The 22,485-nt window shown below is 67.6% G+C and carries 19 protein-coding genes; 8 read left to right on the forward strand and 11 right to left on the reverse strand.

Annotated elements, in window-relative coordinates; translation table 11 throughout:
- Positions 1-43: 43 nt before the first annotated feature.
- Both argJ and argC read right to left on the reverse strand, forming a co-directional pair.
- On the reverse strand, positions 44-1,210 hold the full coding sequence (gene argJ, locus ACIQC0_RS00065; RefSeq protein ID WP_400532113.1) for a bifunctional glutamate N-acetyltransferase/amino-acid acetyltransferase ArgJ: 1,167 nt from the start codon (positions 1,208-1,210) through the stop codon (positions 44-46).
- Positions 1,207-2,238 (reverse strand): N-acetyl-gamma-glutamyl-phosphate reductase, encoded by a 1,032-nt coding sequence (argC, locus tag ACIQC0_RS00070; RefSeq protein WP_377217112.1) that lies wholly within the window; start codon positions 2,236-2,238, stop codon positions 1,207-1,209. Before argC ends, argJ begins: the two co-directional genes overlap by 4 nt.
- Before the next feature lie 130 nt (positions 2,239-2,368).
- Between argC and ACIQC0_RS00075 the strand changes: the two genes are divergently transcribed.
- The 3 genes from ACIQC0_RS00075 to ACIQC0_RS00085 all read left to right on the forward strand — a co-directional run bounded on the left by ACIQC0_RS00075 (position 2,369) and on the right by ACIQC0_RS00085 (position 8,792).
- On the forward strand, positions 2,369-3,334 hold the full coding sequence (locus ACIQC0_RS00075; RefSeq protein ID WP_400532115.1) for a quinone oxidoreductase family protein: 966 nt from the start codon (positions 2,369-2,371) through the stop codon (positions 3,332-3,334).
- A 99-nt stretch (positions 3,335-3,433) separates the two neighbouring features.
- Positions 3,434-7,375, forward strand: coding sequence for a Pls/PosA family non-ribosomal peptide synthetase (locus ACIQC0_RS00080; RefSeq protein ID WP_400532573.1), 3,942 nt, complete (start codon positions 3,434-3,436; stop codon positions 7,373-7,375).
- Positions 7,376-7,409: 34 nt separating this feature from the next.
- Positions 7,410-8,792 (forward strand): M1 family metallopeptidase, encoded by a 1,383-nt coding sequence (locus ACIQC0_RS00085; RefSeq protein WP_400532117.1) that lies wholly within the window; start codon positions 7,410-7,412, stop codon positions 8,790-8,792.
- On the opposite strand, the gene ACIQC0_RS00090 is transcribed toward ACIQC0_RS00085, so the two are convergent.
- The 3 genes from ACIQC0_RS00090 to pheS are packed head-to-tail and all read right to left on the reverse strand — an operon-like array spanning position 8,789 to position 13,073.
- Entirely contained in the window at positions 8,789-9,421 is a 633-nt protein-coding gene (locus tag ACIQC0_RS00090; RefSeq protein WP_377217109.1) for a 4'-phosphopantetheinyl transferase family protein, read from the reverse strand. The two genes, ACIQC0_RS00085 and ACIQC0_RS00090, sit on opposite strands and share 4 nt — an antisense overlap.
- Positions 9,422-9,468: 47 nt before the next feature.
- Positions 9,469-12,012, reverse strand: coding sequence for a phenylalanine--tRNA ligase subunit beta (pheT, locus tag ACIQC0_RS00095; RefSeq protein ID WP_400532119.1), 2,544 nt, complete (start codon positions 12,010-12,012; stop codon positions 9,469-9,471).
- A gap of 2 nt (positions 12,013-12,014) precedes the next feature.
- Positions 12,015-13,073 (reverse strand): phenylalanine--tRNA ligase subunit alpha, encoded by a 1,059-nt coding sequence (gene pheS / locus ACIQC0_RS00100; protein ID WP_377217107.1) that lies wholly within the window; start codon positions 13,071-13,073, stop codon positions 12,015-12,017.
- A 200-nt stretch (positions 13,074-13,273) separates the two neighbouring features.
- Here pheS and ACIQC0_RS00105 point away from each other — a divergent pair, with 200 nt between their 5' ends.
- The 3 genes from ACIQC0_RS00105 to ACIQC0_RS00115 all read left to right on the forward strand — a co-directional run bounded on the left by ACIQC0_RS00105 (position 13,274) and on the right by ACIQC0_RS00115 (position 15,579).
- The gene (locus tag ACIQC0_RS00105) at positions 13,274-13,723 is read left to right on the forward strand and encodes a hypothetical protein (RefSeq protein ID WP_400532121.1); all 450 of its coding nucleotides are present in this window, start codon (positions 13,274-13,276) and stop codon (positions 13,721-13,723) included.
- The gene (locus ACIQC0_RS00110) at positions 13,720-14,391 is read left to right on the forward strand and encodes an SIMPL domain-containing protein (RefSeq protein ID WP_400532123.1); all 672 of its coding nucleotides are present in this window, start codon (positions 13,720-13,722) and stop codon (positions 14,389-14,391) included. Before ACIQC0_RS00105 ends, ACIQC0_RS00110 begins: the two co-directional genes overlap by 4 nt.
- Positions 14,392-14,457: 66 nt before the next feature.
- Entirely contained in the window at positions 14,458-15,579 is a 1,122-nt protein-coding gene (locus ACIQC0_RS00115) for an Rv2578c family radical SAM protein (RefSeq protein WP_400532125.1), read from the forward strand.
- Here ACIQC0_RS00115 and ACIQC0_RS00120 read toward each other — a convergent pair.
- Entirely contained in the window at positions 15,576-16,094 is a 519-nt protein-coding gene (locus ACIQC0_RS00120; RefSeq protein WP_377217103.1) for a (deoxy)nucleoside triphosphate pyrophosphohydrolase, read from the reverse strand. The two genes, ACIQC0_RS00115 and ACIQC0_RS00120, sit on opposite strands and share 4 nt — an antisense overlap.
- Positions 16,095-16,236: 142 nt before the next feature.
- On the opposite strand from ACIQC0_RS00120, the gene ACIQC0_RS00125 reads away from it, so the two are divergent.
- On the forward strand, positions 16,237-17,445 hold the full coding sequence (locus ACIQC0_RS00125) for an MFS transporter (RefSeq protein ID WP_377217102.1): 1,209 nt from the start codon (positions 16,237-16,239) through the stop codon (positions 17,443-17,445).
- A gap of 29 nt (positions 17,446-17,474) precedes the next feature.
- On the opposite strand, the gene ACIQC0_RS00130 is transcribed toward ACIQC0_RS00125, so the two are convergent.
- The 4 genes from ACIQC0_RS00130 to infC all read right to left on the reverse strand — a co-directional run bounded on the left by ACIQC0_RS00130 (position 17,475) and on the right by infC (position 20,279).
- Complete coding sequence (locus ACIQC0_RS00130; RefSeq protein WP_400532128.1) at positions 17,475-18,368, reverse strand: TrmH family RNA methyltransferase; 894 nt, start codon at positions 18,366-18,368, stop codon at positions 17,475-17,477.
- 69 nt (positions 18,369-18,437) lie between these two features.
- The gene (gene rplT / locus ACIQC0_RS00135; RefSeq protein WP_066274920.1) at positions 18,438-18,824 is read right to left on the reverse strand and encodes a 50S ribosomal protein L20; all 387 of its coding nucleotides are present in this window, start codon (positions 18,822-18,824) and stop codon (positions 18,438-18,440) included.
- Between the two features lie 119 nt (positions 18,825-18,943).
- Positions 18,944-19,138 carry a 50S ribosomal protein L35 gene (gene rpmI, locus ACIQC0_RS00140; protein WP_009358635.1) on the reverse strand — a complete coding sequence of 65 codons (195 nt, stop codon included), beginning with the start codon at positions 19,136-19,138 and terminating at the stop codon, positions 18,944-18,946.
- A gap of 118 nt (positions 19,139-19,256) precedes the next feature.
- A complete protein-coding gene (infC, locus tag ACIQC0_RS00145; RefSeq protein ID WP_400532130.1) occupies positions 19,257-20,279 on the reverse strand; it encodes a translation initiation factor IF-3 in 1,023 nt (340 codons plus the stop codon).
- Between the two features lie 386 nt (positions 20,280-20,665).
- On the opposite strand from infC, the gene ACIQC0_RS00150 reads away from it, so the two are divergent.
- Positions 20,666-21,052 carry a DUF1844 domain-containing protein gene (locus ACIQC0_RS00150; protein WP_377217099.1) on the forward strand — a complete coding sequence of 129 codons (387 nt, stop codon included), beginning with the start codon at positions 20,666-20,668 and terminating at the stop codon, positions 21,050-21,052.
- A gap of 47 nt (positions 21,053-21,099) precedes the next feature.
- On the opposite strand, the gene ACIQC0_RS00155 is transcribed toward ACIQC0_RS00150, so the two are convergent.
- Complete coding sequence (locus tag ACIQC0_RS00155; protein ID WP_400532131.1) at positions 21,100-22,458, reverse strand: MFS transporter; 1,359 nt, start codon at positions 22,456-22,458, stop codon at positions 21,100-21,102.
- Positions 22,459-22,485: the final 27 nt, after the last annotated feature.

A 22,485-nucleotide genomic window follows, 5' to 3' on the forward strand; every position in this document is an offset into this window, starting at 1 on the left:
GCCTGTCTTCCTGAAGTGGCAGAGAGTTTCGGCGGGCAGCTGCCTAGCTTGAGTAGGCGCTGTTCTCGTGCACGTAGTCGTGGGTCAGGTCGTTGGTCCAGATGGTGGCTTCTGCGTCGCCGGCCTGAAGGTCAATCTCCACCAGCACCTCGCGGGGCTCCAGGTTCACCAGGCTGCGGTCGTCGCCGATGCTGCCGTTCCGGCAGATCTGGACGCCGTTCATGGCCACGTTCAGCTTGTCAGGCTCGAATGCGGCGTCGGTGGTGCCCACGGCGGAAAGTACGCGTCCCCAGTTCGGGTCCTTGCCGAAGATGGCCGCCTTGAAGAGGTTGGACCGGGCCACCGAGCGGCTGACGGCCTCGGCGTCGGCTTCGCTGGCGGCGTTGAAGGTCCGGATGGCGATGTCGTGGCTGGCGCCTTCCGCGTCCCCGATGAGTTTGCGGGCCAGTTCCGCGCATACCTGGGTCAGTCCGGCCCCGAAGGCTGCGGCGGAGGGAACCGCGCCGGAGGCGCCGGAGGCCAGGAGGACCACGGTGTCGTTAGTGGACATGCAGCCGTCAGAGTCGGCCCGGTCGAAGGTGACCCGCGTGGCGTCACGGAGGACGACGTCGAGCATGTCCGCCTGCACGTCCGCGTCGGTGGTGAGGACCACCAGCATGGTGGCCAGGCCGGGAGCGAGCATGCCGGCGCCCTTGGCGATGCCGCCGATGCTGAATTCCCGGCCGTCCGCGTCGCTGCCGATGAACAGGGCGGATTTGGGTACGGAGTCCGTGGTCATGATGGCGGTGCCTGCTGCCGGGCCGCCATCGGTGCTCAGTTCGGCGGCGGCTGCTTCCACGCCCGGCAGGAGCTTGTCCATGGGCAGGTGCTCGCCGATGAGGCCGGTGGAGCAGACAAAGACGTCCGTGGCGGAGAGGCCCAGCACATCCGCTACCTTTTCGGCGGTGCTGTGCGTGTTCTGGAAACCCTGGGGGCCGGTGCACGCGTTGGCTCCGCCCGAGTTGAGGACCACCGCATCGACGCGCCCGTCGGAGACCACCTGGCGGGACCAGTGCACTGGGGCTGCGGCCACGCGGTTGCTGGTGAAGACGGCGGCGGCGGCCTTGGACGGGCCGTCATTGACCACCAGTGCCAGGTCGGGGTTGCCGGAGGCCTTGAGCCCGGCGCTGACGCCTGCGGCCCGGAATCCGGAAGGTGCGGTAATGGTCACGGGGCTACTCCCTGCAGGTTGAGGCCGTCGGTTTCCGGCAGGCCAAGTGCGATGTTCATGGACTGGACCGCGCCGCCGGCGGTGCCCTTGGTGAGGTTGTCGATCACGCAGGTGACAATGACGCGGCCGGTGTGACTGTCGAACGCGAGCTGCATGGCGGCATGGTTGGAGCCCTGGACGGCCTTGGTGGCGGGCCATTGCCCTTCGGGGAGCAGGTGCACGAAGGGCTCGTCGTCGTAGGCATCGGCCCAGGCCTGGCGAAGCTGCTCAGCGGTGGTGCCAGGCTTAACACGGGCGGTCGCCGTGGTGAGGATGCCGCGGCTCATGGGCGCCAGGGTGGGCGTGAAGGACACGGTGACCTGTTCGCCCGCCGCGTTGGACAGGCCTTGCTCGATCTCGGGGGTGTGGCGGTGCCCGCCGCCCACGCCGTAGGGGCTCATCGAGCCCATGACTTCGGAGCCGATGAGGTTTACCTTGGCGGCCTTGCCCGCGCCAGAGGTGCCGGACGCCGAAACGATCACGACGTCGTCGGGCGCCAGGAGCCCTGCACTGAACCCGGGCGTCAGGGCGAGCAGGGCTGACGTCGGGTAGCAGCCGGGGACGGCGATGCGGGTGGCGCCTTTCAGCGTCTCGCGCTGGCCGGGAAGCTCCGGCAGGCCATAGGGCCAGGTGCCGGCGTGCGCCGAACCGTAGAACTTTTCCCAGGCAGCCGGGTCTTCGAGCCGGTGGTCGGCGCCGGCGTCGATCACCACGGTGCCTTCGGGTAGCTGGGCAGCGATTTCCGCGGATGCACCGTGCGGAAGGGCGAGGAAGACCACGTCATGCCCGGAGAGGTTCTCCACCGTGGTGTCCTCCAGGATGCGGCTGGCGAGTCCGTGCAGGTGCGGCTGTAGTTCGCCCAGCCGCGAGCCCGCGTTGCTGTGCGCTGTGATGGCGCCGATGGTCACGCCGGGATGCCCGGCCAGGAGGCGGAGGACTTCGCCCCCTGCATAGCCGCTGGCGCCGGACACTGCCACTGAAATAGTCATGCCTTCGACTATACAACAATACTTATGCATAAGTCCCGATATTTATGCATAGCTGTCCGCACCGGCCGCGATGTCCCTACGATGGGTGCAGCAGCCGGGCCGGAGAGGCCGGACCCGGGAAAGGAGATCCATGACGCACGCCATCGTCGCACGGGAGGCCGGAGGCCCGGAAGTCCTCGCCCATACGGAAATCGACCGTCCCGCTCCGGGCCCCGGGCAGCTGCTGGTCAAAGTGGGTGCGGCCGGCGTGAACTTCATCGACACCTACAAGCGCAGCGGCACCTACAAGGTCCCCTTCCCGTTCACCCCCGGCTCCGAACTGGCCGGCACCGTGGAGGAACTCGGCGAGGGCGTCACCGGGTTCTCGGCCGGCGACCGGGTGGCCACTGCCGAAGGCATCAGCTGCTACGCCGACTACGCTCTGGTGGACGCCGATGCTGCACTTCCCGTTCCGGCCGGACTGGACGACTTCACCGCGGCCGCCCTCCCGCTGCAGGGCATGACCGCCCATTACCTGATGAACTCCACGTTCAAAGTGGAAGCCGGGCAGACGGTACTGCTGCACGCCGGCGCAGGCGGCGTGGGCCTGCTGTTGATCCAGCTGCTGAAGCTGCGTGGCGCAACGGTGGTCACCACCGTCTCCACTGATGAGAAGGCACAGCTTGCGCTGGAGGCAGGCGCGGACCACGTGCTGCGGTATGACGAGTTTGCCGGACGGGTGCGGGAGCTCACCGGCGGCGCGGGCGCCCACGTGGTGTACGACGGCGTCGGGAAGGACACGTTTGACGATTCACTTGCGGCGCTGCGCGTCAGGGGAACGCTGGTACTGTTCGGCGCGGCCTCCGGCCCGGTGCCCCCGGTGGATCCGCAGCGGCTCAACGCGGGCGGTTCGCTCTTCCTGACCCGGCCCACCCTGGTCAACTACCTGCAGGACGCCAAGGAGCGGCGCTGGCGCTCGGATGAAATCTTTGCCGCCGCGGCGGACGGCAGCCTCAAGGTCCGCATCGGCGCCAGATACCCGCTCGCGGAAGCCGGGCAGGCCCACCGGGACCTCGAAGGCCGCCGCACTACGGGCAAGGTGCTCCTGGTGCCATAGTGGCAAACACCTCTGCTGTTCACTTGGGGGAGGCAGAATAGCAACGTGGCTCAACAGCAGCTCCCACCGAAGGATGTTCCCACCATTTACGCGCCCCAAATGCCCGGCTCCGTGTCCGCTCCCCCGGTCCGGACGCTCGTGGACATCCTGGAGGAGACTGCGGCCCGGTTTCCCGAGGCGTCCGCGCTGGACGACGGCCGCCGTTCCCTCAGCTATGCACAGCTGATGACTGAAGTCCGCGCGGTTGCCCGGCGCCTGGACCAGGCGGGGCTCGGCGCGGGCGACAGAATCGGCGTCCGCATACCGTCGGGTACGAGTGAACTCTACGTATCAATCCTGGGCGTGCTTATGGCGGGGGCAGCGTATGTGCCCGTAGACGCGGACGATCCCGACGAACGGGCCCGGCTGGTCTTCGGCGAAGCCCTGGTGTCAGGGATCCTGGAAGGCGGCGGCGTCATCCGCGACGCCGGCCCCGGCGGTGGGGTACACGGTGCCAAAGGGGAACACGGTGCCGGCGGGGAGGACAGCGGCACCCGGGCACACGGTGCCAGGCCGCCGGCGCCGGAGGACGACGCCTGGGTCATCTTCACATCTGGTTCCACTGGAACCCCAAAGGGCGTGGCGGTCAGCCACCGCTCGGCGTCCGCCTTCGTGGACGCCGAGGCCCGGATCTTCCTGCAGGAGGATCCGCTGGGCCCAGAGGACCGCGTGCTGGCCGGGCTGTCCGTGGCCTTCGACGCCTCCTGTGAAGAAATGTGGCTGGCCTGGCGGCATGGGGCGTGCCTGGTTCCTGCCCCCCGCGCGCTGGTGCGGACCGGCATGGACCTTGGACCGTGGCTGATCAACCATGGAATCACGGCAGTGTCCACCGTCCCCACGCTCGCGGCGCTGTGGCCCGCCGAATCGCTGGAGAACGTGCGGCTGCTCATCTTCGGCGGCGAAGCCTGCCCCCCTGAACTCGCCGAGCGGCTAGCCATAGAGGGCCGCGAAGTGTGGAACACCTACGGCCCCACCGAAGCTACGGTAGTCGCCTGCGCAGCTCCGCTGGGCGGACCCGGACCGGTCCGGATCGGACTGCCGCTCGACGGCTGGGACCTGGCCGTCGTCGACCGCGACGCCGTCCCCGTCGCAGAAGGCGCGGTGGGCGAACTGATTATCGGCGGCGTGGGGCTGGCCCGCTACCTCGATCCGGTCAAGGATGCCGAGAAGTATGCGCCCATGCCCAGCCTTGGCTGGGACCGGGCCTACCGGTCCGGAGACCTGGTCCGCTACGAGGCTGCCGGCCTGGTCTTCCAGGGCCGCGCTGATGAACAGGTCAAGCTTGGCGGGCGAAGGATCGAACTCGGGGAAATCGACGCCGCCCTCCAGTCGCTCCCCCTGGTGGGGGGTGCCGCCGCGGCGGTTCAGACCACTGCTGCCGGAAACCAGATCCTGGTGGGCTATCTTGCCTCCGCCACCGGTCAGGAGCTGGACCTGGAAGCCGCCCGCGCGCAGCTCAGCGCCAGCTTACCGGCGGCGCTGGTGCCCATGCTGACTGTCGTGGATTCACTGCCCACCAAGACCAGCGGCAAAGTGGACCGGCATGCCCTGCCCTGGCCCCTGGCCGGTGCCAGCGCGGCAGAGGCCAACGCAGCTCCGCTGAACCTGCCCGATGACGCTGCCTGGATCGTGGAACAATGGAGCGCCGTCCTGGGCAGCCCCGTGACGTCCCTCGATGCCGACTTTTTCGCCTACGGCGGCGGCTCGCTCTCCGCGGCGCAGCTGGTATCTGCCCTCCGCCGCCGCTATCCGACAGTTACAGTGGCTGATATCTACGCAACGCCCCGGGTTGGAGCGCTCATTGAAGTGGCACGGCAATCGCTGCCGGGAGGCGCTGCCGGCCCTGCCCCCGCGCGGTCAGTACGCCCCACGGCCCTAAAATCACAGCTGTTCCAAACCCTGATGGGCGTTCCCCTGCACATCCTGGTGGGCATGCGCTGGCTGACGTACCTGATGGCGGCCAACAACATGCTCTCCGCGGGTGCCGGGTTCACTGCAGCACCCACCATCTCCTGGTGGTGGGTGGCGGCATCCTGGCTGGTCTTCGTCAGCCCCGCGGGGCGGATGCTGACTGCGGTTGCCGCCGCTCGGCTCCTGCTGCGGGGAGTCAAACCGGGCAGGTATCCACGATCGGGACAGGTCCACCTCCGGCTGTGGCTCGCCGAGCAGATCCAGGACCTGGCCGCTGCCATCAGCCTGGCCAGCGCTCCCTGGGTGCCGTCCTACGCCCGGGCGCTGGGGGCGAAGATCGGCCGCGACGTCCAACTGCACTCACTGCCGCCGGTGACCGGGATGCTGACACTGGGCAGGGGCGCAAACGTGGAGCCGGAAGTCGACCTTTCCGGCTGGTGGATCGACGGCGACTACGTCCACATCGGCGCTGTCCACGTTGGCGCCGGCGCCTCGGTGGGCGCGCGCAGCACGCTCCTGCCGGGAACCGCCATTGGCGCGGGGGCGCAGGTCGAGCCGGGCTCGGCGGTGTCGGGCAAGGTGAAGGCCGGCCACCTGGTGGCCGGTTCCCCCGCCGCCCGGCAGGGCAAGGCCAAGCATGCAGTTCCCGACGCACCCGCCCTTGGGCGCGTCGCGGAGAGGGCCTGGATCGGCGGTTTCGCGACGGCCTCCGCGGCACTCTCCCTGATCCCCTACATTTCAGGGGCGGCGGCGCTGTGGGTGGCATACCTCTTTATCCAGGGCAGCACATCACTGAACGAAGCGGTTCCCCGGCTCCTGCCTGCCCTCGCGCCCGCCGCCCTGGTGTGGTTTACGGCCAACGCCCTGCTGATCCTTGCCGTAACAAGGCTGCTCAGCCTGGGTATCACGGAGGGATACCACAGGGTCCACAGCAGGGTGGGCTGGCAGGTATGGGCCACCGAACGTGTCCTGGACCTGGCCAGGGATTTGCTCTTCCCCATCTACGCCAGCCTCTTTACTCCGGTCTGGCTCCGGTTGCTCGGAGCCGGGATCGGCAGGAACGTCGAGGCTTCCACCGTCCTGCTGATCCCGAAGATGACCACCGTCGGCGAAGGCGCCTTCCTCGCAGACGACACCATGGTGGCGTCCTACGAACTGGACGGCGGCTGGATACGGGTAGCGCCTGCGAAAATCGGAAAACGGTCCTTCCTGGGCAACTCGGGCATGACCGCCGCGGGCCGCAACGTCCCCAAGAACTCTCTGGTGGCAGTCCTCTCGGCGACGCCCGTCAAGGCCAAGTCGGGCACCTCCTGGCTGGGCAGCCCGCCGGTCCGGCTGCGCCGCACGGCCATTGCCTCTGACGACACACGAACCTTCCAGCCGTCGCTGAGGCTCAAGATCGCCCGGGCCCTCTGGGAACTGTGCAGGTTCGTTCCGGTCATGCTCACGGCTGGAATTGCGGCGGGCACCATGCTGGTCTTCGACTGGCTCGCCGCAACGTTCAATTACGGTGTGGCCGCGCTGCTCAGCGGCGTGGTGATCCTGCTGGCCGGCTTGGTGGCAGCGGCCTCGGCGGTCGCCGCCAAATGGATTCTGGTAGGACGCATCCAGCCTGGTGAGCATCCGCTGTGGAGCTCGTTCATCTGGCGGAACGAAGTAGTCGACAGCTTCATTGAACTGGTCAGCGCACCCTGGTTCGCCCGCGCCGCGTCGGGAACCCCGGCGCTGGTGTGGTGGCTGAGGGCGCTCGGGGCGAAGATCGGGAGCGGCACGTGGTGCGAGAGCTACTGGCTTCCCGAGGCGGACCTGGTGACTCTCGGCCGGAACGCCACCGTGAACCGCGGCTGCGTGGTGCAGACGCACCTGTTCCACGACCGCATCATGAGCATCGGCCCTGTTACGCTCGAAGACGGCGCAACGATGGGACCGCACGGTGTCATCCTCCCGCAGGCGCGCATCGGCCACGGCGGAACGGTGGGACCGGCTTCCCTGGTCATGCGCGGGGAAACGGTTCCGGCCGGAACCTACTGGATGGGCAACCCCGTCAGTCCATGGGCCGGCCCCGGCGTTCCTGCACCCCGCCCGAAGTAAGTACCCGCCACGTTTGTGATTGAGGCCCGCGTCCATGAGTCTTCCTGAACCAGCAACCTCCGGACCTGCCGCCGGGACAGCCATCCCCGGAGTGCTGTCCGACCCCTACATGCCGGGCCACGGTACCGACTCGTACCGCGTGTCCCGCTACGAACTGGACCTCGACTACCGCATGGCGGCCAACCGGCTCAGCGGCCGCGCCGTCATTCACGCCACGGCGGCCCGGGAGGCGTCCGCCGTCGTCCTGGACCTGGCGGGACTTCGCGCCATCAAAGTGCAGCTGAACGGGCGGCGGGTGCGGAGGTTCGCGCAGCGCGCTGAACAACTGGTGGTCCATTTGGATGCGGACCTGGCCCCGGGCGAAACGTTCACCGTAGACGTCCGCTATGAGGGCAATCCTGCGCCGCGCCGCGGGCTGTGGGGCGAGGTGGGCTGGGAAGAACTGACCGACGGCGTGCTGGTGGCTGGCCAGCCCAACGGTGCACCGTCCTGGTTTCCGTGCAACGACCATCCGCGGAGCAAGGCAAGCTATCGGATCACGGTAACTACCGACGCCAATTACCGTGCCGTCTGCAACGGCCGGTTGGTAGGGCACAGCACCAGGGCCAGCCGGGAGACCTGGACCTACGAGCAGGAGGAGCCGATGGCCACCTACCTGGCCACGGTCCAGATCGGGCGGTATGAATCCCTGGTCCTTGACCCGGGTGGGGCCCCGGGAGGCGTGCTCCAGACCGCGGCCGTCCCGCCCGCACTGGCAGCGGCTGCGGGCCAGGGGCTGCGCCTCCAGCCTGACATGATGCGCACCTTCGTCAGGTGCTTTGGGCCTTACCCATTTTCCGAGTACACGGTTGTGGTGGCCGACGATGTCCTGGAAATTCCGCTGGAAGCCCAGACCATGGCCATCCTGGGCCGCAACCACCTCAGCCTGAACTGGGATGCCCAGCGCCTGATCGCCCATGAACTATCGCACCAGTGGTTCGGAAACTCCCTGACAGTCCGCGGGTGGCACGACATTTGGCTGCACGAGGGGTTTGCCTGCTACGCAGAATGGATCTGGTCGGAGGCGGCCGGAGTAATGACCGCCCAGGACAGGGCGGCCGCGGCCTGGCGCGGGCTTTCCGCCGCGGGGAAGGATCTGCTCATCGGCGACCCCGGACCGGCCCTGATGTTTGACGACCGTGTCTACAAGCGCGGGGCCCTGGCGCTGCATGCACTCCGGATGCATTGCGGGGACCTTGCGTTCTTCACCCTGTTGCAGGAATGGACCAGGACCCACCGCCATGGCTCCGTCTCAACAGCCGATTTCATCCTGATGGCCAGCGGTGTTGCGGGCATCGACGCCGAAGCAGTGCTCCACCCCTGGCTCTTTGAACTTGCGCTTCCGCCGTTGCCGGCGGCGCGGAGCCGGCAAGTCTAGCCCAAGGCCGCGGCGGCAACCAGCGACGCCGGCAGGCCCGTTGCTGTGGACGGCAGGTCCTGCACTCCGGGTTCCTCCAAGGCGGCTACCGTCCGGGGATCCACCCTGAGGCCCTCGCCGGTCATCTTGAGCAAGGCCTCCTTCCTGCTCCAGAGCCGGGCACGTTCCCGCAGGAGCGACTTTCCTTCCAGCCCCGCGAGGCTGAGCCCCTCCGAGCGGGACAACGCCACGGCGTCAAACCCCTCGAAGCCGAGCCGTTCCGGATTTTCGGCGTCCACCCCCAGCCGTTCTCCCCTGCCCGGCGACGTAACCGCCGCGAGCAGCACCCAGTTGCCGGTCCTGGCCATGCTCAGCAACAGGGGCAAGCGCCGGCCACGGTGCGTGAAGCCCGGCCGGCCGTGGGAGACCCCGGGTCCGGAGCCGCACTGGAGGCAGGCGTAGGAAGACTGCAGCTGCGCTTCCGGTACATCAAGGACCTCGGCGACAAAGCGCCGCAGCGCTGCCCTGCCGGCCAGGAAACGCTGCGCGGCAGCCGGCTCCATGGCGGCGGCCCGCAGACCTTCGGCCCGTCCAGGGGCGAAGCCGCCAGGATACCCCTGCGGGCAGGGGACATCAGCTGCGATATCCACTGCCCGCAGGGTCAGCCTTGCATCCATGGGATCCCGGTCCCGCGCGCTTAGCGCTGGACGGCACCGAACCGTTCGGCGGCCAATGCCACAGCGCCCTCGCGGGCAGCGGATGCCTCATCGGCGGTGAGCGTGCGGTCGTCGGCGCGGAAGCGCAGCCCGAAGGCGAGGGACTTCTTGCCCTCTTCAATGCCCTTGCCGGCGTAGACGTCAAACAACGCAACGTCTTCCAGGAGCTCTCCGGCGCCTTCACGCAGCGCGGCCAGGACCTCGTCCGCCGGCACCTCCGCGGGAACCACCAGGGCGACATCCTGGGTGGCGACCGGGAACGTGGAGAGGTGGCGGGCCACGATCACGTCCGGGGCTGCGTCGAACAGCGCGTCCGCGTTGAACTCAAGGGCCACGGAGCGGGCGGGCATGTCCGCGGCGGCCAGCAGCTTGGGGTGAAGTTCACCGGCATAGCCCACGGTTTCGCCGGTCCGGAGAGACAGCCGGGCGGCCCGGCCCGGGTGGAACGCCTGGTGGCTGCCCTGGCTGACAACGAGTTCCACGCCCAGGACATCACCGGCGAGCCGCGCAATATCCAGCGCGTCGGCCCAGTCCCACAGCCGTGGAGTGTGCGCCGCGGCAGCGGGCGAATCATGCCCCGTCAGTACGGCGGCGACGTGGAACGGCTGGTCCGGAACGCCGTCGTACAGTCCATCCAGCACCTCATCGGAGGGCTTGGCGCCCAGCGGCGGAATGGACGCCGTGCCCACAGTCCCGGACGGCAGGAACACCAGGCCGGATTCGAACAGCGCCAGGTCCCGGAAGCCGCGCGAGTGGTTGCGCTTGGCCACCTCGATCAGCCCGGGCAGGATCGAGGTGCGCAGGAAGCCCTGCTCCTCGCTGATCGGATTGGCCAGCTTGACCGCAGTGCGTTTCGCCTCCGGCTCCGCCACACCGAAGGTGTCGTTGGCGGCCTTGGACACGAACGGGTAGGACAGCACCTCGGTGAGCCCGGCGTCGGCGAGCGCCTGGATCAACCTGCGGCGCTGCTGCTGGACGCGCGTCAGGCCCCGGCCCGGAGGCGCCACCGGCAGTGTGGCGGGAATCTGGTCATACCCCACCAGCCGCGCGATTTCCTCGGACAGGTCTTCCTTGGTCTCCAGGTCGCTCCGCCAGCTGGGGGCTGTGACGCTCCAGCCGCCGTCGTGCTTCTCCACGGCGGCGCCCAGGTCCTCGAGCGAGGTGGTGATCTGGTCTTCGGTGAAGTCGATGCCGATCCGCGCGGCTGCGAAGTCCGCGGGCAGGTCGATGGTGACGGTCGCCGGGGCGGTTCCGACGTCGGTGCCCGCGTCATCCGCGGCTCCTCCGGCAAGTTCGACCAGGAGGTCCACCACGCGCTGCGCGGCAATGCCGGCAACCTGCCAGTCCACCCCGCGCTCGAAGCGCTTCGAGGCTTCGGACGGCAGCTTGTGCCGGCGGCGGGACCGGGCGATGGACACCTCGTCGAAGTGCGCGGCCTCCACCAGGATGTTCGACGTCGAATCGCCCACCTCGGTGGCGGCGCCGCCCATGACGCCTGCGATGCCAATGGCGCCGGAGTCGTCGGTGATCAGGAGGTCCTCGGCGTCAAGGGTGCGCTCCTTGCCGTCCAGGGTGGTGATTTGCTCGCCGGCGGCGGCGCGGCGCACCACGATGTCGCCGGAGAGCGTGTCCAGGTCGTAGCAGTGCGTGGGCTGGCCCAGCTCGAGCATGACGTAGTTGGAAATGTCCACTGGAAGCGAGATGGACCGGATGCCGGCGAGCCGGAGCCGGGAGACCATCCACTGCGGGGTGGGCCGGTTGGCGTCCACGCCGCGGACGGTGCGCGCCACGAAGCGGTCGCAGCCGGGCTTGCCGTAGATGGGGGCGTCGTCGTTGAGCTTGACGCCGTATCCGCCGGACAGCGACTCCGGGGCCTGGACCTTCGACGCCGGATCGGTGAAGGACGTGCCCGTGGCATGCGCGTATTCACGGGCCACGCCGCGGATGGAGAACGCGTAGCCGCGGTCCGGGGTGACGTTGATTTCGGCGGCTTGGTCGTAGAGGCCCAGAAGCTCCATGGCGTCGGTGCCCACCTCGGGGTCCAGCCCGATGCGGGACAGCACCAGGATGCCGTCGTGGTCGTCCCCAATGCCGAGTTCACGGACGGAAGCGATCATGCCGGCCGACAGGTGCCCGTAGGTCTTCCGCGCCGAGATGTGGAAGTTGCCCGGCAGCACCGCTCCCGGAAGGGTGACCACCACCTTGTCGCCTTCAACGAAGTTGTGGGCGCCGCAGATGATGCCCTGCACGCCGGACGGGTCGATGCCGTCGCCGGTGAGCTTCTGCTCCTGCCCTTCAGGGACGACCCGCACCTGGCACCAGTTGATGGTTTTTCCGTTAGTCTGCGGTTCCTTGACCAGGCTCAGCACCTGGCCAACGACGATCGGGCCCTGCAGGGTGTCCGTGGGACGGTGGACGTCCTCTTCTTCGAAACCGACCTTGACCAGTTCGGCCATGACGTCTTCGGCCGTTGCTCCGGCCGGTACCTCTGCGAATTCACGCAGCCAGGAAATTGGGATACGCACTGTTAGATCTCCATCCCGAAGTGCTCGCTGAAACGTACATCGCCTTCGATCATGTCGCGCATGTCCCCCACTTCGTTGCGGAACATGAGGGTGCGCTCGATGCCCATGCCGAAGGCAAAACCTGAATAGACGTCCGGGTCGATGCCCGCGGCGCGGAGCACGTTGGGGTTGACCATGCCGCAGCCGCCCCATTCGATCCAGCGCGGGCCGCCCTTGGCGCCGGGGTGGAAGATATCCAGTTCGGCGGACGGTTCGGTGAAGGGGAAGTAGTTGGGACGCAGCCGAATCTGGGCTTCATCGCCGAACATCTGCCGGGCGAAGTGCTCCAGGGTGCCGCGGAGGTCGGCCATGCTGAGGTTCCTGTCGATCGCCAGGCCCTCGAACTGGTGGAACACCGGCGTGTGCGTGGCATCCAGTTCGTCGGTACGGAACACCTTGCCCGGGCACAGGACGTAGATGGGCACTTCGCGCTCCAGCATGGAGCGAACCTGTACCGGCGAGGTGTGGGTGCGCATCAGCAGGTGGGCTTCGGGAGGCTCCACGAAGAAGGTGTCCTGCATTTCGCGGGCCGGGTGGTCCGGCTTGAAGTTCAGCGCATCGAAATTGAACCACTCGGATTCCACCTCGGGGCCTTCGGCGATTTCCCAGCCCATGCCGACGAAGATGTCGGCCACACGGTCCTGCAGCGTGGAGAGCGGGTGCCTTGCACCGGCACGGCGCCGCCGCGGGGCCGCAGTGACGTCTACGGTCTCCTCGAGCAGGATGCGGGCGTCGTTTTCCGCCTCGAGCTCAGCGGTGCGGTCCGCGAGCGCCTTGTTAACCCGGCCGCGCGAGGAGCCCATGAGCTTTCCGGCCACGGCCTTCTGGTCCTTGGGCAGCTTGCCGATCTCGCGGTTGGCCAGGCTCAGCGGGGACTTCTCCCCAGCGTGCGCGAGCCTCACCGCCTTGAGCTCGTCAAGGGTGGCCGCGCCGGCGATGGCGGCGACAGCCTGGTCTACAGCGGCGTTGATGGCGGCTTCATCCGTGGGGTTCGGGGCGGCGCCGGGCAAAGTTTCAGTCATCTACTGTTCTTAGCTTCGAGTTTGTTGGCTGCCGGCGAACGGGTCGGCCTGCACGGTTTCCCGCCGGCGCGTCCGTCACTGGCAGGTCATGGATGAACGCGCCCAAGGTTCAGCGTATTCAATGACCAGGTCAGGGCCCACCGGAAATCCGGCAGCCACTGCCCTCCAGTCTAGTAGAACGCCCCGGCTACCATGGCCTCATGACAGCGCAGCAGTTCCAGGGGCCGGTGGCGCGTCCGACGGCGGCCCAGCGGCTGAGGCAGGCCGCGAACCTCCTGAACGGGAGCACCCTGGTGGGGGTCGCCGTCGCGAGCCTCTCCGGGGCACGCCTGCGGCGCGGACCCCGGGGCCTCCTGCTCGCCTCCGGCTACCGGTGGCCGCTGCCGCTCGCGCGGGCCTTCGTGCTGGGGAACGTGGTGCTGTACCGCGGGCGAGCCTCGGACCTGCTGTCCATGCCGGCCCTGCTGGGGCATGAGGAGAAGCATTGCACGCAGTATGCGTGGTGCCTTGGCTTGCCGTTCCTGCCCCTTTACTCCGTGGCGGCAGCCTGGTCCGTCCTGCGGACGGGCAATCCGGGAACGGCGAACATCTTTGAGCGGCGGGCAGGACTGGCCGCCGGCGGCTACCCCGCGCGGAAGGAACTTCCGTGAGCGGACCCCGGGCCATACAGCCCGGAACCATCACCGTCTCCGGGCACGGCGGGGCAGAGGCACCGCCGGACCTGGCCGCCGTCGCCCTGGGCGTTGAGTGCCGCGGCGGCTCGGTGGACGCCGCTTTCACTGCGGCGGGCTCATCGCTGGCAGCCGTTTCCGCCGCGTTACGCAGTGCGGGCGTTGCGGACTCCGATCTGCAAAGCACCGGGCTCACAGTCCGCGCCGACCTCGTGTGGCGTGATGGCGGGAGCCAGCAGGTGGCCGGATATATCGCCGCAGGAACGCTTGCTGCACGGCTGCGTGATCTGGATTCAGTCCCGGCGGTCCTTGCGGCCGCGGTTGCTGCCGCCGGCGACGACGTCCGGCTGAACAACCTGCAGCTGGTCGTGGAGGACACTGCCGCGCTCCGGGAGCGGGCCCGGGCCGGTGCGTGGGAGGACGCAACGCGCTCAGCAGGCCAGCTCGCCGCCCTGGCGGGCGCCACGTTGGGCCGGGTGGTCTCCCTGGCAGAACAGCCGACGGCGGGAGGCCCCGTTCCGCTTGCCGGCCTCCAGCGCATGTCCGCCAGCCAAGGCATTCCTCTGGAGCCGGGCCTCAACCGCGAAGAGGCCACGGTGACCGTCAGCTGGGAGCTGCTGCCGCGCCGGCAGGGCGCGGACGGCTGAAGCGCCGGCACTCTTGCGGGCGCGGCGTCCTTGACATTGATTCGAACATGTTTTCGAATGGAGTTCATGAGATGGGACGCGCAGGCACTGCTGGAGACGCCCGGGAATGCTCCCGCTGCCTCACCCGCACTCCTTCCCCTGGCAGGACTGGTCCGGTCCGTGACCACACCCGAGTTCGCGGGGGTCACCTTCCACGAGGTCACCGCCAAATCGGTGCTCAACAGGGTGCCCGCCGGTTCCCGGATGCCGTTCGAGTGGACCATCAACCCCTACCGCGGCTGCAGCCACGCCTGTGTCTACTGCTTTGCCCGGAAGACCCACACCTACCTGGACTTCGATGCCGGCCTGGACTTCGACAGCCAGGTGGTGGTCAAGGTCAACGCGGCGGAAGTGCTCCGCAAGGAACTCGCCAAGCCGTCATGGGCACGCCGGCAGGTGGCCCTCGGAACCAACACGGACCCCTACCAGCGGGCTGAAGGCCGCTACCGGCTGATGCCCGGGATCATCTCTGCGCTGGCCGATTCCGGCACTCCCCTGTCCATCCTCACTAAGGGGACGCTCCTCGCCCGGGACATCCCGCTTCTGAAAAGCGCTGCCACTCAGGTTCCCGTGGGGATCGGCATCTCGCTGGCCATGACGGACGAGGCCCTGTCCGAGGCGATCGAGCCGGGAACCCCGGGGCCGCGGGCCCGCCTGAAGCTGGTCTCGCGACTGCGCGAGGCGGGGCTGCCGTGCGGCGTCATGGCCATGCCCATCCTGCCCTGGCTCTCCGACAGCGATGAAGCTCTAGACTCCCTCTTTTCCTCCCTGGCCGCAGCGGGTGCCACCGGCGTCACTGCCGGAGCGCTGTACCTGAAACCCGGAACACGTGAATGGTTCATGGGCTGGCTTGCCGCCAACCATCCCCACCTGGCGGGCAAGTACCGGCGCCTCTACGGGCAGGGTTCGTACGCGTCCAAGGAGTACCGGATGTGGCTGGCCGGCAAGGTGCGCTATTTCAAGGCCCGGCACGGGTTCCGGTCGACCTCAGGATTCAGCCACCGCGATGTGGACGATCCGAGCAGCCCCGCGGACGATCCCCGCGGAGAGGAGGCCCAGTACCCGGCAGGCAGCATCCCGGCGCAGGCTGCCCAGCAGGCCACGCCACGGGAGGGACAGCAGGGCGGCGCACAGCCGGTGCTGTTCTAGCCGACCGAATCCAGCCCGGCCCGACGCTGCACAGCCTGGTCCTGATCAGCCCGATCCTGCACAGCCCGCCCCAAACCAGCCTGATCCAGGACAGCCTCTACAATCGGATAATCGGCCGGGATCCACGGCAGTGCCAGCACGGCTTCCGGATCAGCCAGGGACACCCAGCGCAGTTCGTCGTGGTCCTCCAGCGGTTGGGGCTTTCCGCTGCTCACCTGGGCAAACCACACCCGCATGCTGGCACGCCGGTTCAGCGGCCAGCCTTGCGGCTGCCCGGAGGAAAGCTCCTGGCCCAGCCGGACCTCCACGCCGAGCTCTTCGCGAAGTTCCCGGACCAGCGCGGCCGGAGCAGCCTCGCCCGGCTCGACTTTCCCGCCCGGAAATTCCCACAGTCCGGCCAGTGTTTCCGGCGCGCTGCGGCGGGCCGCCAGCAGCGCCGTCGGCCGTGCCAGGCTGTCCACCACGGCCCCGCCCACTACCTGAATCACTACGTCTTCCTGCGTCTGCCCGGTCATCGTTCCAGTGTATGGGGGACAATGGAAAAACCGACGCCCCTGCCCGCGGGAATACCGCCTGGCAGCGCAGGGTTATCCGGTTAGTCCCGACCTGCCCCGCTGCCGTGGCCCGGTCTGTCCGCCACCACCGAAAAGCAGGCTTATGAGCAGCGTCCTGGAAAAGTCCACGGCAGTTCCCGCCCGGTCCTTCAACCTCACCATGGCCATCATCGCCCTCGCCATGGGCGGGGCAGGCATCGGCGTTACCGAGTTCACCATGATGGGCCTGCTGAAAGAGGTGGAAGCAGGGCTGGGTATTTCAACCCCGGAGGCCGGCCACCTGATTTCCGCATACGCCCTGGGAGTGGTGGTGGGCGCTCCCCTGCTGGCCGCGGTGGGCGCCAAACTGCCTCGGAAATACCTGGCACTGGGGCTCATGCTCTTCTTCAGCCTGGCCAATCTCAGCTCGTATGTCGCACCGGATTACGGGACCATGCTCCTGTCCAGGTTCGCCGCCGGCCTGCCGCACGGCGCGTTCTTCGGCGTGGCCGCCGTGATCGCTGCATCGCTGGTCCCGCCCACGCGGCGGGGCTGGGCCATTTCCATGGTGATGGCGGGACTCAGTATCTCAAACGTGGTCGGCGTCCCCTTCGCCACGTGGCTCGGCCAGACCTATGGGTGGCGGCTGCTCTTCATCCTGGTGGGCTTCATCGGGCTCCTGACCATGGCACTCATTGCCCGGTTCGTGCCGTTCGAAGCCGCGCACCCGGAAGCGAGCATCCGGCGCGAACTCGGCGCCCTCAAGCGGCTTCAGGTGTGGCTGGCCATCCTGATCGGCATCGTGGGCTTCGGCGGGTTCTTCGCCACATACACCTACATTGCGCACACCATGACTGCCGTCGCTGGGATGCCCCAAACCATGATCCCTGTCGTGGTGGCCCTCTACGGGGTGGGCATGGTGGCTGGTACCCTGCTCGGCGGCCGCTTCGCCGACAGGTCCGTCATGGGCACCCTGTACCGGGTACTGCCGGGCATCGCGGTGGCGCTGGTGGTCTACGCCGTTGCCGTGCACTGGCAGTGGTCGGCGCTGGTGATGGTGTTCGTCGTGGGCGCCGCCGGCTCCATGCTGGTCCCGGCGCTCCAGACCCGGCTCCTGGATGCTTCCCCGGACGCCCCATCGCTGGCGTCCTCACTCAACCATGCGGCACTGAACGTGGCCAACGCCCTGGGCGCCTTCCTTGGCGGTGTGGTCATCGCGCTGGGATGGGGCTACGTTGCCCCGGCACTCGTGGGGGCCGTCCTCGCCGTCCTGGGCTTCGGCGTCGCACTCCTCAGCGGGCTGTTGGAGCGCAAAAAGCCGCTGGCCGCTTAGGCATCTGACTGCCGGCCCGTTCCCTGTCGTCAGCCCTGCTGGGAGCGGGCGCTGGCATAAAGGCACACCGTGGCTGCGGTGCCGAGGTTCAAGCTCTCCGCTGCACCGTACACGGGTACGGCCACACGGTGGTCGGCCAGCGCGAGCTCCTCTTCGGACAGCCCCTGGGCCTCGTTCCCGAAGAGCCACGCCGTGGGCGCCGCAAGGTCAACGGCGGATTCCGGCCCGTCCCCGGTCAACCGGCGGCGGGCACTCTCATCCTGGAGCGCATCCAGGTTGAGCTGCCCATAACCGTCCGCAGCGAGGATACCAATACCCCGCGCCCGGCAGGCAGCCGCGAGTTCGGCGGGCTCCACACCGAGGACCACCGGCAGGTGGAACAGCGATCCTGCAGTGGAGCGGACCGCTTTCGGGTTGTAGATGTCCACGCTGGATCCTGTGAGCACCACGGCGTCCGCACCGGCGGAGTCCGCAGCCCGGAGGACGGTGCCGGCGTTCCCGGGGTCGCGCACCTGGCAAAGGACGGCAATCAGGCGTGGACCGCCGTCGAGCACGTCCTGAAGCGGCACGTCCACGAAGCGGCAAACAGCGATGATCCCCTGCGGGTTGACGGTGTCCGCCATGGCTGCCAGGACCTCATCCGTGGCCAGGCGCGCGTTGGTCCCCTCTGCGAGTTCCTCGAACTCCGGAAACCGGTCCAGGCAGGCGTCGCTGGCGAACACCTCGGTGACAATGCCGGGCGCACCCGACGCCAGCCGTTCCTGGTGCAGCTTCAGAGCCTCTCGTACCGCCTGCGGACCTTCCGCCAGGAACTGCCCGCGCTTTAAACGCGCCGGGCGCCCGGCAAGTTTTGCCACATCCCGGACCCGATCAGCTCGGGGGTTGGAGAGTGGAAAATCTTGCGGGCGCCCGGTGTCGTTCATATAGGAAACTCTAGTGGCTGGCACCAGTGGTTCCTGAACGTCCCCGTCGATGGGGGGAAGAGCCTGTTGCTAGGCTACAACCTTCTTGGCGGAGGTGTCAGCCGGAAGGGAGTCCTTGGCGACCTTGACCAGTGCGGCGAAAGCGTTGGCGTCGGAGACGGCCAGCTCTGCCAGCATGCGGCGGTCAACCTCGACCTCAGCGGCCTTCAGGCCCTGGATCAGGCGGTTGTAGGTCAGGCCGTTGGCGCGGGAAGCCGCGTTGATACGCTGGATCCAAAGGCGGCGGAAGTCGCCCTTCTTCTTTTTGCGGTCGCCGTAGCTGTACACAAACGAGTGCAGCAGCTGCTCTTTGGCCTTGCGGTACAGGCGTGAACGCTGTCCACGGTAGCCCTTTGCGCGTTCAAGGATAACCCGGCGCTTCTTGTGGGCGTTGACCGCCCTCTTCACACGTGCCACGTGCGTACTCCTTCGAAAATTCTGATCCCAAGCATCTACTGCCGGAGGTCCGGCGGCCTGAGAAGGCTGTTTGGCAGGTGACCGACCACCAGGTGGTGTTCAGTCAAAGAACTTGGAAATTAGATGCCGAGCATCTTCCGGATGACCTTGGCATCGCCCTTGAAGACGATCTTGTCGCCGGCGAGACGGCGGGTCAGGCGGCTGGACTTGTGCTCCAGGTAGTGGCGGCGGTTGGCCTGCTGGCGGCGCAGCTTGCCGCTGCCGGTCAGCTTGAAGCGCTTCTTAGCACCACTGTGGGTCTTCATCTTCGGCATGGTAACCGATCTCCTTACGTGTCCGCAGGCATTGCCTGCAGTTCTATCGCGCAGCCTCCCCTGAGGGCGGCATGCTGGTTGCTGACTGCCGGAAGCCGGAACTTCCCGCAGTTGTGAACTACGTGGTCTTCTTACCGGCCGGCTTCGGCGTTGCCTTGGGGGCAGGGCGTGCGGCGGGCTTCGGCGCGGCGGGCCTGGCCACCGGCTTGGGCGGCGCAGGAACAGCAGCAGGCTTCGGCGCAGCAGCCGCAGGCTTGGGAGCCGTAGCCTTTTCCGCTGGCTTGGAAGCTTCCTTGGGGGCAGCTTTCGGAGCCGGAGCAGCCTTGGGCGCGGCGGCCTTCGGTGCTTCCTGCTTGGGAGCGGCCTTAGGCGCGGCAGCCTTCGGAGCCTCTTCCTTTTCCTTCGGAGCTTCCTTTTCCTTCGGAGCTTCCTTGGGTGCTTCCTCAACAACCTCGGCAGGTTCGACGGCGGCAGCCGACTCCTGCGCTTCGCCCTGGGGAGCTTCTGGTTCCGTGGAAACGGCAAAACCCTCCGGGAGCAGGTCCGCAAGCGACTGGGTCATGGGAGCCTGGTCGTCGCCCGAAACGTCTACCCGGCCCGAGGCCTTTGCTTCGTTCTGGGCCTTCGCCTCAGCCCGCTGCGTGGCGCGGCGTGCTTCAGCCTTGGCTTCCGCCTTGTTCTTCAGCGGACCGACCACCATGACCATGTTGCGGCCGTCGATGCGCGGGCTGGATTCAACCACGCCCACCTCGGCAACGTCGTCCGCGAAACGCTGGAGCAGGCGGATGCCCATTTCGGGGCGCTGCTGCTCACGGCCTCGGAACTGGATCATGGCCTTGACCTTGTCCCCGGCGCCGAGGAAGCGCAGTGCGTGGCCGCGCTTGGTCTCGTAGTCGTGGGTGTCGATCTTCAGGCGGAAGCGGATTTCCTTCAGAACAGTGTTGGTCTGGTTCTTCCGGGCTTCACGTGCCTTAACTGCGGCCTCGTACTTGTACTTGCCGAAGTCCATCAGCTTGCACACCGGAGGCTTGGCCTGAGGTGCTACTTCAACGAGATCAAGGTCGGACTCGGCAGCCAGACGCAGGGCATCCTCAATACGGACGATGCCTACCTGTTCACCTGCAGGGCCGACCAGCCGCACCTCGGGGACGCGGATACGCTCATTGATTCTTGGCTCGCTAATGTTAAAGCTCCTGTGTTGTTGTGGGATCCCGGCAAAAGGAGAAGGCCCCCGACTGCCGGAGCAATCGAAGGCCTCTAAAGATCGGAACAGCTCCCGCTAAGGGACTGCGTGCAGGTCCACGGCGACTGCCGTTGACCATACCCAACCAGGTACCCGGCAACCTTGCGTTTCGGGACGATCCTGCTGGATATCCAAAACAACGGCCGACGCGGGTGGGAGAGAACTCCGCTTGCAAACTGCATGCCATTCTACAGAAAAAATCCCCGCCAGTGCTGTGAAGCGCCGGTGGGAACCCGTTGTGCTGAAATAACGACATCCAGTCGGTCTGTGTCAAGCTTACCAGTATGAGCACCCCAGACAGTAATTCACACGTTTTCGAGCCCGCGGGCGGCGCCGCCGACGTCTCGCAGGAGATCAGGGATATTTCCGAGGTCCCGGCAATCGAGGTCATCACCACCGCGGCCGTCCACCTTATGAGTGCCGCCGCCGTCAAACTGGGCCTGGCCGCTGAGGACAATGCCGAGGAACTCAAGGACCTGGACGAGGCCCGGAAGCTCATTACGGCCCTCGCGGGGCTGGTCACCGCGGCGGCACCCGAAATCGGCTCGCAGCACGCTGGCCCGTTGCGCGATGGCCTCCGTTCCCTCCAGCTGGCTTTCCGCGAAGAGTCGCTGATCCCTGACGCCCCGGGCAAGGGTCCCGGCGAAAAGTACACCGGCGCCGTCAACTAAAGGAACGCCGTACACCCCACCAGCACCACAGCACCCCACTCCGGAGTTTAGGGGTGGGGTCTGGGCGTGGTGTCCTTGCTGGCGGGGGCTGTCCGGCTGCGGCGTACCTGTTGCAGGACCAGCCCCGCCACGCACAGCACTACCCCTGCGACGCCGACGGCCGTGAAACCGCTGGAAGGTCCGCGGCCGTCGATGAATACACCGGCCAGCGGAGCACCCAACGCCACGCCTGCGGTCAGGGCGGACCCGTACCAGCCCATCGCCTCGCCCCTCCGTTCCTCGGACACCAGGTCCGCCACCTTCTCGGAGGCTGACGACAGCACCGGAGCGCACAGCAGGCCAGGCAGGATGGAGAGCAGCGCCAGGGTCCATGTGTCGGTGGCGAAGCCCATGGGAATCGTGAGCGCGGCCATGCCCAGCAGCAGCAGCATCGGCGAAACCGGACGGTGCATGGCGCCGTAGATCAATCCACCTACCACGGACGCGGCGCACCAGAACAGGAAGACGATCCCGATTTCGCTTTGCCGGCCTCCGGTTTCCAGCGCCGCGACGATTCCCACATCCGTGCCGCTAAGCACCATTCCGGTACCCGCAGCTACCGCGAACAATGCGGCGACGGCAGCGGTGAACCAGGCAAAGTTGTGCGCCACCCTGGTGCGGAACGCGCGACGGCGGCCCGGCCCGCCGCCCGCGGCGGCATCGTCGCTTTCGGCGCCTGCGGGCACCAGCTCGGCCGCGGCCTCCTGTACGTGGGCCGGGGCGGCCGACACCACCGCGATTTCGGCCGCATGCAGCAGCTCACCGGCGCGTTCGGCCGTGGGCGCTGCACTGCGGGTGGGTGGGTTGAACCAGATCAGGAACAGCCCGGCCAACGAGGTGGAAATTCCCACCGCCGTCAGGCCCGCGACGGTAAAGCCGCTGGTGGCGATGATGGCGCCGGCCGCCGGGCCGATCATGAACACCACTTCGGTGCTGATGGCGTCCAAAGCAAAGGCGGTGCGCCGCTGTTCACCGTCGGCCAGGACGCCCAGGGATTGACGTACCACACTGAAGATCGGAAGGGTCAACAGCCCGCCCACGAAGACCAGGGGCAGCAGCCACTGGTAGCTGACGTGCGGAACGGCGGACCACACCAGGGCTTCGGACACCACTGACGGGATGAGCGCCCGGCGCAGGCCGACGGTGTCCACGCGCCGGCCACGCCAGGGAGCGCCAACGGCGATGCCGATGGTCATGACTGCAGCTGCAGCCCCCGCGGCAGCGTACCCTTCACCGAGCGAAAGAACGATGTGAAGGGTGAGCAGCACTCCAGCGGCTGAGTGCGGTATGCGGGCCACCATGCCCACCAGCAGGAGGCGCCGGATGGGACGCACTGCCAGGAGGTGCCGGTAAAGGGCGAAGTTCACGAAGGTTTCCTTATGGTCTGCTGCGGC

This window comes from Pseudarthrobacter sp. NPDC092419 (assembly GCF_044755045.1).
GTDB lineage: Bacteria > Actinomycetota > Actinomycetes > Actinomycetales > Micrococcaceae > Arthrobacter.

What these genes read in the sequence shown, in the direction of transcription:
- argC (WP_377217112.1), bottom strand. Translation starts at nt 2,238, where the DNA reads ATGACTATTTCAGTGGCAGTGTCCGGCGCCAGCGGCTATGCAGGGGGC.
- ACIQC0_RS00075 (WP_400532115.1), top strand. Translation starts at nt 2,369, where the DNA reads ATGACGCACGCCATCGTCGCACGGGAGGCCGGAGGCCCGGAAGTCCTC.
- ACIQC0_RS00080 (WP_400532573.1), top strand. Translation starts at nt 3,434, where the DNA reads ATGCCCGGCTCCGTGTCCGCTCCCCCGGTCCGGACGCTCGTGGACATC.
- ACIQC0_RS00085 (WP_400532117.1), top strand. Translation starts at nt 7,410, where the DNA reads ATGAGTCTTCCTGAACCAGCAACCTCCGGACCTGCCGCCGGGACAGCC.
- pheS (WP_377217107.1), bottom strand. Translation starts at nt 13,073, where the DNA reads ATGACTGAAACTTTGCCCGGCGCCGCCCCGAACCCCACGGATGAAGCC.
- ACIQC0_RS00105 (WP_400532121.1), top strand. Translation starts at nt 13,274, where the DNA reads ATGACAGCGCAGCAGTTCCAGGGGCCGGTGGCGCGTCCGACGGCGGCC.
- ACIQC0_RS00115 (WP_400532125.1), top strand. Translation starts at nt 14,458, where the DNA reads ATGAGATGGGACGCGCAGGCACTGCTGGAGACGCCCGGGAATGCTCCC.
- ACIQC0_RS00120 (WP_377217103.1), bottom strand. Translation starts at nt 16,094, where the DNA reads ATGACCGGGCAGACGCAGGAAGACGTAGTGATTCAGGTAGTGGGCGGG.
- ACIQC0_RS00125 (WP_377217102.1), top strand. Translation starts at nt 16,237, where the DNA reads ATGAGCAGCGTCCTGGAAAAGTCCACGGCAGTTCCCGCCCGGTCCTTC.
- ACIQC0_RS00130 (WP_400532128.1), bottom strand. Translation starts at nt 18,368, where the DNA reads ATGAACGACACCGGGCGCCCGCAAGATTTTCCACTCTCCAACCCCCGA.
- rpmI (WP_009358635.1), bottom strand. Translation starts at nt 19,138, where the DNA reads ATGCCGAAGATGAAGACCCACAGTGGTGCTAAGAAGCGCTTCAAGCTG.
- ACIQC0_RS00150 (WP_377217099.1), top strand. Translation starts at nt 20,666, where the DNA reads ATGAGCACCCCAGACAGTAATTCACACGTTTTCGAGCCCGCGGGCGGC.